This is a genomic window from Micromonospora sp. NBC_01405, assembly GCF_045040155.1.
Classification (GTDB): domain Bacteria; phylum Actinomycetota; class Actinomycetes; order Mycobacteriales; family Micromonosporaceae; genus Micromonospora.
In genome coordinates this window covers 5,391,321-5,404,967 of the sequence record NZ_CP109532.1, presented here as the reverse complement: position 1 = coordinate 5,404,967, position 13,647 = coordinate 5,391,321, and the positions used below count along the sequence as shown (strand labels likewise).

The window sequence follows — 13,647 nt, the reverse complement described above, 5'->3', positions numbered from 1 at the left end:
CGGCACCGGAGGCGTCATGCGATGACCGGAAGGCGCCGCGCCGTCGGGGGAATTTCGTTGATGCACGCCACGGGATGCCCGCCACCTCGCGGGACCAGGGCGGGTTGCTCCTCGGCGCAAGCGTCGATGGCCTGCCAACAGCGGGTCCGGAACCGGCAGCCGCTGGGCGGGTTCACCGGACTGGGTGGATCGCCTCGGAGGAGGATCTGCTCACGCTCGTGGTGCGGGTCCGGTACCGGCGCGGCGGACAGCAACGCCTTGGTGTACGGGTGAGCCGGGCGGTCGAAGATCTCCGCCACGGTGCCGGTCTCCACCACCTTGCCGAGGTACATGACGGCGACCCGGTGCGAGATGTGCCGCACGACGGACAGGTCGTGGGCGATGAACACGTACGCCAGGCCGAGGTCCCGTTGCAGCCGCCGGAGCAGGTTGATCACCTGCGCCTGTACCGACACGTCGAGCGCCGACACCGGCTCGTCACAGACCACCACCTCGGGCTGCAACGCCAGGGCGCGAGCGATGCCGATCCGCTGCCGCTGCCCGCCGGAGAACTGGTGCGGGTAGCGGTTGACGTGCTCCGGGTCGAGTCCGACGGTCTCCAGCAGTTCCTGGACCCGCTGCCGGCGCTTGTCGGCGGCGCCCAGCTCCCCGTGCACGGCGAACGGCTCGGCGATGATCTGGCCGATCGTCATCCTCGGGTCGAGCGACGAGTACGGGTCCTGGAAGACGACCTGGATACGCCGTCGCAGGTCGCGCAACTCCCTGCCGCGCAGCCCGGCGATGTCGGTTCCCCGGTAGCGGACCTGCCCGCCGGTCGGCTGTTCGAGCCGGGTCAGCAGCTTGGCCAGGGTCGACTTGCCGCAGCCGGACTCACCGACGATGCCCAGCGTCTCGCCGGCCCGAAGCTGGAACGAGACGCCGTCGACGGCCTTGACCACCCCCGCCGACCGTTTGATCAGGCTTCCTCGCCGGACCGGGAAGTGCCTGGTCAGACCGTCGACATCGAGCAGCAGGTCGCGGGTCATGCCGCGCTCCCGCAGCGCCGGCCGATGACGAAACCGAAGTTGTACGGGTGTACCGGATGGCTGCGCGGAACCGACAGCAGGATCCCGTCGCCGGGCGACCGGTACTCCTCAAGAACGGTGAGGTCGACCGGGGAGAGCAACCGGCCGAGCAGTTCTCCCTCGGTGGTGGCGGTCAGCAGTCGGTCCTCGGTGATCTCGGGTACCAACATGCCGCCGTGCCCGGGCCGCAGGTCCCAGGCGACCTCGACGTCGGTGACCGTCCGGGGCGGAGCCGGCTCGTCGAGCATGCCCAGGTGGACCATCACCCGGCGGACGCCGTCGACGTTCCGGGCGATCCAGTCGTCCTCGCTGCGGGAGCCGAAGCCGAGGCCGCCGACCTCGACGCCGACGGCGGACACCCCGGCGGCGTTGGCTGCGTCGAACACCGAGTTCGGGAACGCGACCGCGGCGTCCTCACCCTGGATGTACGGCATGCCGAAGGCGACGGCCATCTCCCGGCTGGCGGCCGACAGCGGGCCGGTCGCGTCGTAGAGCACGACGCCCCAGGTGGTGCCCCACGGGCCGGGGTGGAAGTCCAGCAGATGGGTGGAGCGCTCGATGATCTGCTCGACGAGCACCTGGCCGGTCCGTCCGGTGATCGACTCGGTGTCGCGCAGGATCGCCTTGTTCATGTTGACGAAGCCGACCTGCTGGATGTCGTTGGAGTAGCGGGTGACGGTCCGCAGGGCGTACGGGTTGGCGGCCGGCACGACCACCAGGGTTCCGCGCAGCGTGGCCGGGTCGGTGCCGGCCAGCACCGCGCGCAGCACCGCGTGCGAGAACCACTCGTTGCCGTGCACCCCGGACAGCAGGGTGAGCGTCGGCCCGTCGGCGGGGCCCGTCACCACGTGGGCGTGGATGGCCAGTTCCGAGCCGTCCAGATCGGTCAGTACGGGGAACCGGAGGGTCTCGCGTTCCCCGGCGCGGGTTCGCAGCGGTGCGCGGGAGGTCATGTCGTCACGGCCTTTCGGGGATCGACGAGGTGGTGGCGGTCCCCGTCAGGGCATCGCCGGGTGGGGTCACGCGCAGGCACGCCGCCAGGTGGCCGGCCGCCACCGGTACGAGGTTCGGCACGGCGTCCGAGCAGTCGGGCGTGCGGATCCCGCAGCGCGGGGCGAACGCGCACCCCGCCGGCAGTGCGGTCATGCTCGGCGGTGAACCGGGGATCGCCCACAGCTCCTCGTCGGCAGGCCGGTCGAGGCGGGGTACGGAGTCCAGCAGGCCCCGGGTGTAGGGCATCGAGGGGTTGTCGAACACGTCGGCGGCGGTGCCGACCTCGACGAGCCGGCCGGCGTACATCACCGCGATCCGGTCGGCGGTCTCGGCCACGATCCCGAGGTCGTGTGTGATCATCAGAATCGCCGCACCGGTGCGCTCCCGGACCGCCCGCAGCGCGGCGAGCACCTGCGCCTGCACGGTGACGTCCAGGGCGGTGGTGGGCTCGTCGGCGATGATGAGATCCGGGTCGTTGGCGATGGCCATCGCGATCACCACCCGTTGGCGCATGCCGCCGGAGAACTGGTGCGGGTAGTCGCCGAGCCGGTTGCGGGCGTCCGGGATTCCGACGGTGTCCAGCAGTTCCACGGCGCGGGCCCGGGCGGCGGACCGGGAGCAGCCCTGGTGCACCCGGACAGCCTCGGCGACCTGGTCGCCGATGGTGTGCACCGGGCTCAGCGAGGACATCGGGTCCTGGAACACCATGGCGATCCGGCTGCCCCGCAGGCGCCGGAACTGCGGCTCGGCCAGCCCGACGAGTTCCTGGCCGGCGAAGTGGATCGAGCCGCTGACGGTGGCGGTGGGCGGCAGCAGCCCCATCAGCGCCGCGGCGCTGACGGACTTGCCCGAGCCGGACTCTCCGACCAGGCCGACGACTTCGCCACGGCGCAGGTCCAGGTCGAGGTGGCGGACGGCGGACACGTCGCCGCTGTCGGCGGCGAACACCACCCGCAGGTCGCGGACCGACAGCAGCACGTCGTCGGGTACCGCATCGGTGCGGGCCGCCGGCCGGGCCAGGTACCGGCGACGGCGCGGGCCCTTGGTCTGGGTCGGGTCGAGGGCGTCGCGCAGCCCATCTCCGACGAAGTTGATGGACAGGGCGATGAGCAGGATGACCAGGCCCGGGAAGTAGAACAGCCAGGGCCGGGTGGCGACCGCGGACTGGGCGTTGGCCACCAGCAGGCCGAGGGAGGTGTCCGGCGGCTGGACACCGAAGCCGATGAACGACAGCGCGGTCTCGGCGAGGATCGCGGTGGCGACCAGGATGGTCACCGACACGATGATCGGGGCGGCCACGTTGGGCAGGATGTGCCGCGCCATGATCCGGAGATCGGACGATCCCAACGCCCGGGCCGCGGAGATGAACTCACGTTCCCGCAGGCCGAGTACGACGCCACGGACCACCCGGGCGACGCTGGTCCACATCAGCGCGGCGAGTACGACCGCGATGAGCACCCACCCGCCGCCGCTGCCGGCGAAGTTGTGCCCGAGTACGGCGGCGACCGCGATCGTCGGCACGGTGAGGAACAGGTCCACCAGCCGCATCAGCAGTGCGTCGGTGCGTCCGCGGTAGTAGCCGGCGACGATGCCGACCACGGTGCCGACCACCGCCGCGCCGAACGCCACGGTGAGCGCGATCAGCAGTGACTGCTGGGTACCGCGCATCACCTGGGCGAGCAGGTCGTGGCCGAGCGAGTCGGTGCCCAGCGGGTGGGTCGCCGACGGTGGCTGCGAGTTGTCGGGCGTGATGTCGTCGTGGTTGTAGCGCCACAGCAGCGGGCCGACGAACGCGAACAACGCGACGGACACGAGGGCCACCAGCGCGGCCACGGCGAGCCGGTGCCGGCGGAACCGGGCGAGGACACCGCGCCACGGACCGGGCACGGCGGCGGGTACGGACACCGGTGGCGGTTCAACGGACACGACGGATCCTCGGATCGAGAGCGGCGTACAGGATGTCGGCGAGCAGGTTGAACAGGACCACTGCGACCGCCGCGACGAGCAGCCACGCCATCACGGCGTTGACGTCCCGCCCGTTGATGGACTCCAGCAGGTAGTCGCCCATGCCCCGCCACTGGAAGACGGTCTCGGTGACCACCGCCCCCGCGAAGACGGCGGTGAAGTCCAGCGCGATGACCGTCACCAGTGGGGTGAGCGCCGTGCGCAGGGCGTACTTGCGCAGCACCGTGCGCCGTCGTAGGCCCTTGGCGGTGGCCAGCTTGACGTAGTCGCTGCCGAGCACGTCCAGCATCGACGAGCGCTGGAACCGGCTCCACGCGGCGAAGTTGATCAGCACGAGCGTGATGGTCGGCAGCACCAGGTGGCCGGCGAGGTCGGCGATCCGGCCGCCCAGGGTGGGTGGCGGGATCACCGAGCTGTCGCCGACGGTGTAGATCAGCGTGCTGCCGGCGAGGGTGTTCAGTTCGATGCCGCCCTGCTTGAGCAGCACGGCCAGCCAGAACGACGGCATCGCCAGGAACAGGAAGCCGGTCGAGGTGAACAGGTAGTCGAGCCAGGAGTACTGGCGGACCGCGCTGACGACCCCGACCAGGATCGCCAGCACGGCCGCGATCAGCATCGCGATGAGGACGAACCGCATCGTGATGCCCAGGCGCGAGGCGATCTCCGTGCCGATGTCGGCATTGCGGTCGACCGACGGACCGAAGTCGCCCTGGACGACCCCGGTCAGCCAGTCCCAGTACCGCTGCAGCACGGGCTGGTCCAGCCCGAGCCGTGCCTCCTCGGCGGCGATCGTGTGCGGCGGCACCGGTGGTTGTCGCTCCCGGAGTTCGGCCAGCGGATCACCGGACTTGGCCACGGCCAGGAATATCAGGAACGTCGACACGAACAGCACCGGAATGGCGACGAGCAGCCGCCGCAGGGCGAAGCCCACGATCTCCATGAGGAACCTTCCCGCGCCCGCTGCCGGCTAGCCTTCGCCGCCGGTGATCTTCCGGAGACGTCCCCAGTGCCAGAACGGGATCCGGAAGTCGACCTGGTCGGCCCAGCCGAAGAACTGGTCGCTGCGCATCAGGTAGATGCAGTACCAGAACAGCGGCACCACGCTCGCGTCGCGGGCCCACACCTCCTGGAGCTGTCGGTAGTGCGCGATCCGCTCGTCCTGGTCGGTGGTCGACCGGCCGGCGACGTAGCAGGCGTCGGCGTCGGGATTGGCCAGCGCGAGGTGGTTGCGCTGCCCGCCGCCCTCCAGCCGGCTGGCGGTGATGTCCGGGTCGGGCATCATGTTCCCGCCGCTGATGGTCAGGTCGAAGTCGCCCTCCCGGCCGATCTGCCGCGACCACGTCTCCGAGTCCAGCCCGGCGTACTCGACGTGCACGCCGATCGCCGCGAGGTCCTCGGTGACGCTGCGCGCCAGCCCGCCGTGGCCGTCGAAGGTCGCCATGTAGTACATCCGCAGCGACAGCCGACGACCGTCCGCGCCGCGCGGGTACCCGGCCTCGTCGAGCAGCTTCTCGGCCGTGGCCGCGTCATGGCCGACCGCCGTGACGTCGCGGGCCACGGCGAAGCTGCTGCCGGGGAAGAAGTTGGCCCACGGCTCCGACCAGCCGGGCTCGGCGAAGCGTTCGAGGCGGCTGCGGTCCACGGCATGCGCGAGCGCCAGCCGCAGCCGGCGGTCGGCCCACCGCTCCTGCCGGTAGTTGAAGCTCAGCAACGCGACGCCGGGACCACGCTCGCGGTACACGCTGGCGTGCTCCGAGCCCTCGGCCAGCGGCAGCCGCTTCATGGTGAGCACGTCCTGCGGAGCGAAGTGTGCCCTGCCGTCGGCGATCATGCGGACGCACTCGTCGAGGTCCGGTTCGACGACGATGGTCACCCGGTCCACGCCGGCCGGCGGCCCCCAGTACCCGTCCCAGGCTTCCAGCACGATCCGCCCGTTGGGCACCATCTCGACGAACCGGAACGGGCCGGAGCCGACCGGCTGCTGGTTGTGCGGGTTGGTCGCCCAGTCGGTGCCCTCGTACAGGTGCTTGGGCAGGACGTGGGTGGCGGCGAAGTTGCCGAGTTGGGTGAGGAACGCGGCGTTGGGCTCCTCCAGGTGGTACTCGACCAGGTGGTCGTCGAGCACCTTGATGTCGGCGATGCCGTGCAGGAACGACGCGGCGTGGTACCCGTTCGCCAGGGCGGTCAGGTGGGTGTAGGCGACGTCGTGGGCGGTGACCGGCTGGCCGTCGTGCCAGCGGGCGTGCCGGTTGAGGGTGAACCGCCAGCGCCGGGCACCGTCCAGGCACTCCCAGTGCTCCGCCAGGTCCGGGTAGGACGCGGCGCCGCCGACCTCGGTGACGACGAGGCGGCTGAAGATGTTGTTGGCGACGAAGTAGCCGGCGCCCCCGACGAAGTTGCGGTACGACTCGTTGATCTCGGTCGTACCGTTGGGTACGACGACGATGTACTCGTCCAAGTCCTGTCCTCGGTGGTTGGGGTGGGAATTTGTGGATGGAAGGGTCAGCGCTCGACGGGCCGGATCCGGCCCCAGTGCCAGAACGGCACCCGGAAGCCGACCTGGTCCGGCCAGCCGAAGAAGCTGTCGCTGCGCAGGTAGTAGGCCGCGTACCAGAACAGCGGCACCCAGTCGACGTTGCGGGCCCAGACCCGTTGCAGCTCCTGGTAGTGCTCGCCGCGCCGGGCCGGGTCGATGGTGGCCCGGGCCGCCGCGTAGCAGGCGTCGGCCTCCGGGTCGGAAAGCCGGGCGTGGTTGCGTCCGCCGCCGGTCTCGAACCGGCTGGCGGTGATCTCCGGGTCGGGGACCATGTTGCCGCCGCTGATCGTGAGGTCGAACTCGGCGTCGCCGGCCACCTGGCGGGCCCAGGTCGGCGAGTCGAGCCCGGCGACCTCGACGTCCAGTCCGACGGCACGCAGGTCCTCGGCGACCGCCGCGGCGATACCGGCGTGGCCGGTGAAGTTCTTCATGTACGCCAGCCGCAGCGTCGGCCGGTCGGCGCCGGCTGACGTGATCCCGGCCGCATCGAGCAGCCGGACCGCCTCCGCCGGGTCGAAGGCCGGTGCGGTCGCGTCGTCGGCGAACGCCCAGTCCACGCTGCGCGGCAGGTAGTGGGTGTACGGCTCGGACCAGCCAGGGTCGGACAGCGGGATCAGCCGGCGGCGGTCGACCGCGTGCGCGATGGCGGCGCGGGCCCGTCGGTCGTGCCACCGGTCCTGGGTGTGGTTGAAGCCGAGCACGGCGATCCCGGGACCGCGTTTGCGCCACACCGAGGCGACCTCGCTCCCCTCGGCCAGGTGCAGCCGGGGGAAAGTGAGCACGTCCTGGACCAGGTAGTGGGCCCGCCCGTCGGCGACCTTGCGGACGGCCTCGTCGAGGTCGGGCTCGATGTCGAGGATGACCCGGTCGATCTGGGGGCGGGGGCCCCAGTAGCCGTCCCACGCCTCCAGCACCACCCGCTCGCCGGGTACGTGCTCGACGAACCGGAACGGGCCGGAGCCGACCGGCTGCTGGTTGTACGGGTTGGTCGCCCAGTCCGTGCCCTCGTACAGGTGCTTGGGCAGGATGTGGGCGAACACCAGGTTGCCCAGTTGGGCGAGGAACCCGGCGTTGGGCTGACGGAGCACGTACCGCAGCTCGTGCGGGCCGAGCACCTCGATGTCCTGCACGTCGTGCAGGAACGACGCGGCGTGGTAGCCGTTGGCCAGGGCGGTCAGGTGGGTGTACGCGACATCCTCGGCGGTCACCGGCTCACCGTCGTGCCAGCGGGCGTGCCGGTTGAGCTGGAACCGCAGCGTACGGGCGTCGGGCGCCATCTCCCAGTGTTCGGCCAGGTCCGGGTACGCCGCCGGGGATCCGGTGTCGAACACGACGAGCCGGCTGTAGATGTTGTTCGCCACGAAGTAGCCGGCCGAGCCGACGAAGTTGCGGTAGACCTCGTTGAATTCCACGGCCGGGGCCGGGACCTCGACGATGAAGTCACGGCCGGACCGGTGTTCACCCGTCACTCTTTGACACCCCACTCCTGGCTGTTGTAGCTGGTGCCGAAGCGGGTCGGGTTGACCCGCACGTTGCCGAGGTCGGTGCGGTACGCGACCAGGGTCGGCGTCTGGTAGATCGGCAGGGTCACGGCCTGCTCGCTGATCCGGGTGTCCACCTTGTTCAGCAGGTCGACGACCTGCTGCGGGTCCAGGGTGCGGGCCGCCGCGGTGAGCCAGCCGTCGATCTCCTGGTCCTTGTAGCCGGTGTGGGTGCCCTTCGAGCCGAACACCGCCTGCGCGGTGGCGGTGGGGATGACGTCGAGGTTGGTGCCGAAGACGATCAGGTCGAAGTCGCCGGTGTTGACCGTGGTGCCGAGGCTGTCGGTCTCCTGGAGCTGGAGCGTGATGCCGAGCTGCTTGAGCTGGTTCTGGACGAGCACCGAGGTGTCCAGCCGAACCTGGTTGCCCTTGCTGTAGCGCATCCGCAGCGTCGGTACCGGCTTGCCCTTGGGGTCGGTGAGCTTGCCGTCGCCGAGCACGTAGCCGGCATCGGTGAGGATCTTCTTGGCCGCGTCGAGGTTTCCGTCGCCGAGCCCCGCCGGGGTCACCGTGTCGGTGTAGGCGGCGGTGCCTTCGAGGGTCTGGCCGGGCATGAAGTTGCGGTTGCCGAGCGGCTTGGTGCCGGCCGCGAACTGGCCGATGGTCTTGTCGATGACGGCCTGCCGGTCGACCGCGGTGAAGATCGCCCGGCGCAGGGCGACGTCAGCCAGTGCCGGGTGGGCGGTGTTGATGTCCAGGTGCTCGTAGACCAGCCCGGAGGCCAGCGACGTGGTGACGTTGCTGATGCCCTTGAGCTGCTCGACGAGGTCGAGGGTCGGACGGGGCACGACGACCTGGATCTCGTTGTTGGCCATCGCGGTGACCGCTTGCCGCTCGTCGGTGAGGATCCGGAAGACGAGTTGGTCGAGGTGCGGGCCGTCGCCGTACCACTTGGGGTTCTTCTTCATGGTGACCGACTGGTTCGGCACGTACTCGGAGATCAGGTACGGCCCACCCGACCAGGTCGGCACCGTGCTGGCGAAGTAGTCGTTGAACGAGGTGGCCAGGTCGCCGTGCTGGGCGGCGATGTGCGCCGGCAGCAGGTGCGGGAACATCAGCCGCCACGGCTGGTAGGTGTTCTTGAACTCGACGGTGACGGTCTTGCCGTTGTCACTGCCGGTCACCGAGGCCACCTGGTCGTACCCGGCCTGGGTGGCCGGCTCGCAGGCGGAGCACTGCTGCGGGTCCTGGACCTGCCAGGTGTACTTGAAGTCGTCGGCGGTGATCGGGGTCCCGTCCGACCAGGCGGCTTCCGGCCGGATGCGGTACTCGACGGTCTGCGGCGAGTCCTTGACGACCTTGACCTCGGTGACCAGCGCGTCGTTCTTGGCCATCGTGAAGTCGGGCTGGGAGATCATCGCGTGCGGGAGCACCGGGTTGAGGATCTGCCGGTAGCCGAAGACGTCGCCGGTGGCGTGCAGGATGTTCCAGTTCTTGACGTCGACCTCGATCGAGTAGGCGAGCGTCCCGCCGTCCTTGACCTTGGCCTGGTTGGCGTCGACCTGCCCGGCCTTGATGCCGTCGCCGACGTTCTCGTCGCCCCCGCCGGTGCTGCAGGCGGCGAGCAGTAGGGGCAGCAGGGCGAGCCCGGCTGTCGCCGCCCGGAGGCGGCGGTGAGGGTTGCGGTGAGACACGGATGACCTCCCGGTACGTGGACGTTCGTCGTGCTGCGCGGGGTCGGGCATCAGACGGTGATGCGCTGGTACCGGGAGGCCAGGCTGGCTAACCGGCACGGCCCCGGCATGCGCACCAAACCAGGCGGCGTTCGTTGACCGGGGCTTCTTTCCACATGGTGGATAGTAGTATCCGCATCGCGCACGTCAAGAGTTCGTTCGGAGGATCTGGATTGGGCCGGGCGGACACTCCGTCACCGGCGCCGAACGGCGCCCGGGTGGATGCAGCGCCGACACCGCCGCACGGCATACGATGTGCGCCGCGCAGGCATCAGCGCGGATCACGGCGGCACGGGAACGAGGGGACATGGAGCGGGAAGGCGACAGCGCAGGCGGAGGCGGGGGCGTCCAGTCCGTCAAGCGAGCATTGCAGATCATGAATGTAATCGCCGACACCGGAGCACCGTGCGGACTGTCCGAACTGGCGACCGCCACCGGCCTGCCGATCGCCACCATCCACCGGCTACTTCGGACGCTGATCAGCGCCGGCATGCTGCGACAGGAGCCGGATCGCCGGTACGCCCTGGGCAGCGCCCTCATCCACCTCGGCGACCAGGCCCTGACCATGATCGCCCCATTGGTCCGGCCGCACCTGGCGACGCTGGTCGAGGCCCTCGGTGAGACCGCCAACGCGGCCCGGCTGGAGGGAACCCACATCGTCTACCTCGCCCAGGTTGCCTCCCGTCACCAGATGCGAATGTTCATTGAGGTCGGTCGGCGGGTGGAGGCGTACCGGACCGCCGTCGGCAAGGCGATGCTCGCCCAACTCGACGACCAGGTCATCGCCGACGTGTACGCCAACACCGAGTTCGTCGCGACCACGCCGACCAGCATCACCAGCCTGGACGACCTGCTGCGCGAGTTGCGGGCCGTGCGGGCGAACGGCTTCGCCACCGACGACGGCGAACAGGAGGTCGGGGTGCGCTGCGTCGCGGTGGCCGTTCCCGGTCCACCCGGCACCCTGGCCCTGTCCGTGTCGGGGCCGACCGCCCGGATCAACGACAGCCTGGTCGCCCAAGCCGTGCCGCTGCTGCAGCAGTCGTCGTCCGTGATCGCCGCGGCGACCCGCGCCACCCACACCGGACTGCCGGCCCCCCGGTCACACCGTTAGGGCCGACTCCTGCACACCCGTCCGGCAGCGCCGGGGCAGCCGGGCATTCCGCCCGGCAGCCCACGCCCGCCGGCCGGGCGCCTCAGTCGTCGAGCAACTGGTACGCCGGCAGGGTCAGGAAGTCGACGTAGGTCGTGCCGAGCGCGACCTCCTCGAACACCTCGCGCGCCACTTCGTACCGGCTCGCGGCGAACCGCTCCACGCCCAGTTCGACCCTCAGCGCGGCGATCTCCTCGGCGATCAGGCCACGGACCAGGTCCGCCGTGACCACCGCGTCGGTGTCCAGCACCGTCCCGGTGCGCACCCACTGCCAGACCTGCGACCGGGAGATCTCCGCCGTCGCGGCGTCCTCCATCAGGTTGAAGATGGCCACCGCGCCGGTGCCGCGTAGCCACGCCTCGACGTAGCGGAGCCCGACCGCGATGTTGTTGCGCAGGCCCGCTTCGGTCACCGCGCCGGGTGTGGCCGCGATGTCGAGCAGGTCGTCGGCCGTGACCTTCACGTCCTCCCGCTGACGGCCGACCTGGTTCGGCCGGTCCCCGAGTACGGCGTCGAACACCTCCCGGCAGACCGCGACCAGGCCCGGGTGCGCCACCCAGGAACCGTCGAAGCCGTCGCCGGCCTCGCGCTCCTTGTCCGCCCGCACCTTGGCCAGGGCCGCCCTGGTGGTCTCCGGCTCGCGGCGGTTCGGGATGAAGGCCGCCATGCCACCCATCGCCACCGCGCCGCGCCGGTGACAGGTCGCGACGAGCAGGTCGGTGTACGACCGCATCATCGGGGCCGTCATCGTCACGGAGTTACGGTCCGGCAGCACGAATCCGGCGCCGGCATCGCGGAAGGTCTTGATGATGCTGAACAGGTAGTCCCATCGTCCGGCGTTCAGGCCGGAGGCGTGCTCGCGCAGCTCGTAGAGGATCTCGTCCATCTCGAACGCGGCGGTGATGGTCTCGATCAGCACGGTGGCACGGACCGTGCCGGTGGGAATGCCGAGCGCCTGCTGCGCGTGCCGGAAGACGTCGTTCCACAGCCGGGCCTCCCGGTGGCCCTCCAGCTTCGGCAGGTAGAAGTACGGTCCACTGCCGGCCGCGATCAACCGGCGGGCGTTGTGGAAGAAGTAGAGCCCGAAATCGACCAACGCGCCGACCGCTGCCGCGCCGTCGACGAGCAGGTGCCGCTCGTCGAGGTGCCAGCCGCGTGGCCGGACGACGATCGCCGGCAGCGGGTCGCCGGTGAGCCGGTACTGCTTGCCCTCGGCGCTGGTGAACTCGATCCGGCGTTCGATGGCGTCGGTCAGGTTGAGCTGGCCGCCGACGACGTTCGCCCAGGTCGGCGCGCTGGCGTCCTCGAAGTCGGCGAGCCACACCCGCGCGCCGGAGTTCAACGCGTTGATCGTCATCTTCCGGTCGGTCGGTCCGGTGATCTCCACCCGCCGGTCGCGCAGGTCGGCCGGTGCCGGCGCGACCCGCCAGTCCGCCGCCCGGACGTCGGCCGTGTCCGGCAGGAAGTCCAGACGCCCGGCACTGGCGATCTCAGCGCGGCGGCGCACCCGGTCGGCGAGGATCCGGTCCCGGTCGGCGGCGAACCGACGGTGCAGGTCGGCGACGAAGGCGAGCGCGTCCGGGGTGAGCACCTCCGCACCGCCCACGACGGCCGGTCCAACGATCGTCACCGAGGCATCTGTGGCCATACCCCAACCCCTGCCTTTCACATCGTGAATACAAATTTCCGCATCGCGGAAGTCGGTGGGTACCATATCATCAGGGCGGGCCATCCGGTACCGCGACCAGAACCACGAGGGGAGCCCTGGTGCCGCAGGAAGCACCGGCCGGCCGGTCCGGCGTGCAGTCCCTTCAGCGCGCCTTCGACCTGCTCGAACACCTCGCCGACGCGGGTGGCGAGATGGGGCTCTCCCAACTCGCCGCCGTCGCCGGTCTCCCCCAGCCCACCATCCACCGGCTGATCAGGACCCTCGTCGAGATGGGGTACGTGCGCCAACAGCCGTCCCGCCGTTACGCCCTGGGCGCCCGGCTCATCCGACTCGGCGACACCGCCAACCGGTACCTCGGCCAACGGGCCCGGCCGGTGCTCGCCGACCTCGTCGCGGCAACCGGCGAGACGGCCAACCTGGCGACCCTGGACGGCGACCGGGTGGTGTACCTGGCGCAGGTGCCGTCACCGCACGCGATGCGGATGTTCACCGAGGTGGGCCGCAGGGTGCTGCCGCACTGCACCGGAGTGGGCAAGGCGCTGCTGGCCCAACTACCGGCGACGGAGGCGCACGGCATCCTCGCTCGCACCGGGATGCCGGCGATGACCGAACACACCATCACCGACCTGGCGGAGTTCGACCGCGAACTCGACCGGGTCCGCGCGGCCGGATACGCGATCGACGAGGGCGAGCAGGAGGTGGGCGTCCGTTGCGTCGCGGCACCGGTTCTCGGCGCGCCCATGATGACCGCGCTCTCCGTCTCCGGCCCAGAGGGACGGCTGACCCGACAGGCCGCCGAACGAATCGCACCGGCGCTGTGTTCCGCCGCGGAACGACTCGCCGCCGACATCGCCGCCGGCAACTGACGGCCTGACGGTCGCTCAGCTCCCGGGCAACGGCCGGACGACCCTTGAACATGGACAGCTTTCGCTGGCCCGGGCCGGGAAGGGCCCGCCGTCACGCGGCAGGCCCTCCCCGCCGAGCTGAAGCCGCTCGCGCGGTGGGGAGCAACTCGCGCGTTCCGGCCCCAGCCCGGCGGGGAGGGCGACGAAGGTC

10 protein-coding genes are annotated in these 13,647 nt (G+C 70.6%); 2 read left to right on the top strand and 8 right to left on the bottom strand.

The features are described 5' to 3' along the window. Positions 1 to 14: 14 nt before the first annotated feature. Genes OG559_RS23440 through OG559_RS23410 form a run of 7 tightly spaced genes read right to left on the bottom strand, consistent with a single transcriptional unit; the run spans position 15 to position 9,733 of the window. On the bottom strand, positions 15 to 1,025 hold the full coding sequence (locus tag OG559_RS23440) for an ABC transporter ATP-binding protein (protein WP_405106999.1): 1,011 nt from the start codon (positions 1,023 to 1,025) through the stop codon (positions 15 to 17). Beyond that, positions 1,022 to 2,017, bottom strand: a complete 996-nt coding sequence (locus OG559_RS23435) for a succinylglutamate desuccinylase/aspartoacylase family protein (protein WP_405106997.1) — start codon at positions 2,015 to 2,017, stop codon at positions 1,022 to 1,024. The genes OG559_RS23440 and OG559_RS23435 overlap by 4 nt, the downstream gene beginning before the upstream one ends. A 4-nt stretch (positions 2,018 to 2,021) precedes the next feature. Next, complete coding sequence (locus OG559_RS23430) at positions 2,022 to 3,983, bottom strand: dipeptide/oligopeptide/nickel ABC transporter permease/ATP-binding protein (protein ID WP_405106994.1); 1,962 nt, start codon at positions 3,981 to 3,983, stop codon at positions 2,022 to 2,024. Continuing rightward, positions 3,973 to 4,962, bottom strand: coding sequence for an ABC transporter permease (locus tag OG559_RS23425; protein ID WP_405106991.1), 990 nt, complete (start codon positions 4,960 to 4,962; stop codon positions 3,973 to 3,975). The genes OG559_RS23430 and OG559_RS23425 overlap by 11 nt, the downstream gene beginning before the upstream one ends. 27 nt (positions 4,963 to 4,989) lie before the next feature. After that, positions 4,990 to 6,480 (bottom strand): ABC transporter substrate-binding protein, encoded by a 1,491-nt coding sequence (locus OG559_RS23420; RefSeq protein ID WP_405106988.1) that lies wholly within the window; start codon positions 6,478 to 6,480, stop codon positions 4,990 to 4,992. A 44-nt stretch (positions 6,481 to 6,524) separates the two neighbouring features. Continuing rightward, positions 6,525 to 8,027 carry an ABC transporter substrate-binding protein gene (locus OG559_RS23415; protein WP_405106986.1) on the bottom strand — a complete coding sequence of 501 codons (1,503 nt, stop codon included), beginning with the start codon at positions 8,025 to 8,027 and terminating at the stop codon, positions 6,525 to 6,527. Beyond that, a complete protein-coding gene (locus OG559_RS23410) occupies positions 8,024 to 9,733 on the bottom strand; it encodes an ABC transporter family substrate-binding protein (protein WP_405106983.1) in 1,710 nt (569 codons plus the stop codon). The genes OG559_RS23415 and OG559_RS23410 overlap by 4 nt, the downstream gene beginning before the upstream one ends. Positions 9,734 to 10,025: 292 nt before the next feature. Here OG559_RS23410 and OG559_RS23405 point away from each other — a divergent pair, with 292 nt between their 5' ends. Next, a complete protein-coding gene (locus OG559_RS23405) occupies positions 10,026 to 10,883 on the top strand; it encodes an IclR family transcriptional regulator (protein ID WP_405095619.1) in 858 nt (285 codons plus the stop codon). A gap of 82 nt (positions 10,884 to 10,965) precedes the next feature. Here the strand turns inward: OG559_RS23405 and aceB are convergent, their stop codons facing one another. Beyond that, positions 10,966 to 12,570, bottom strand: coding sequence for a malate synthase A (gene aceB / locus OG559_RS23400; RefSeq protein WP_405106980.1), 1,605 nt, complete (start codon positions 12,568 to 12,570; stop codon positions 10,966 to 10,968). 119 nt (positions 12,571 to 12,689) lie between these two features. On the opposite strand from aceB, the gene OG559_RS23395 reads away from it, so the two are divergent. Continuing rightward, positions 12,690 to 13,457: an IclR family transcriptional regulator gene (locus OG559_RS23395; RefSeq protein ID WP_405106977.1), complete on the top strand. Its 768-nt coding sequence runs from the start codon at positions 12,690 to 12,692 to the stop codon at positions 13,455 to 13,457. The last annotated feature ends 190 nt before the right edge of the window (positions 13,458 to 13,647 follow it).

Excerpts from the sequence above, each read along its gene's own strand:
- OG559_RS23440 (WP_405106999.1), bottom strand. The coding sequence starts at position 1,025 with ATGACCCGCGACCTGCTGCTCGATGTCGACGGTCTGACCAGGCACTTC.
- OG559_RS23435 (WP_405106997.1), bottom strand. The coding sequence starts at position 2,017 with ATGACCTCCCGCGCACCGCTGCGAACCCGCGCCGGGGAACGCGAGACC.
- OG559_RS23425 (WP_405106991.1), bottom strand. The coding sequence starts at position 4,962 with ATGGAGATCGTGGGCTTCGCCCTGCGGCGGCTGCTCGTCGCCATTCCG.
- OG559_RS23405 (WP_405095619.1), top strand. The coding sequence starts at position 10,026 with ATGTGCGCCGCGCAGGCATCAGCGCGGATCACGGCGGCACGGGAACGA.
- aceB (WP_405106980.1), bottom strand. The coding sequence starts at position 12,570 with ATGGCCACAGATGCCTCGGTGACGATCGTTGGACCGGCCGTCGTGGGC.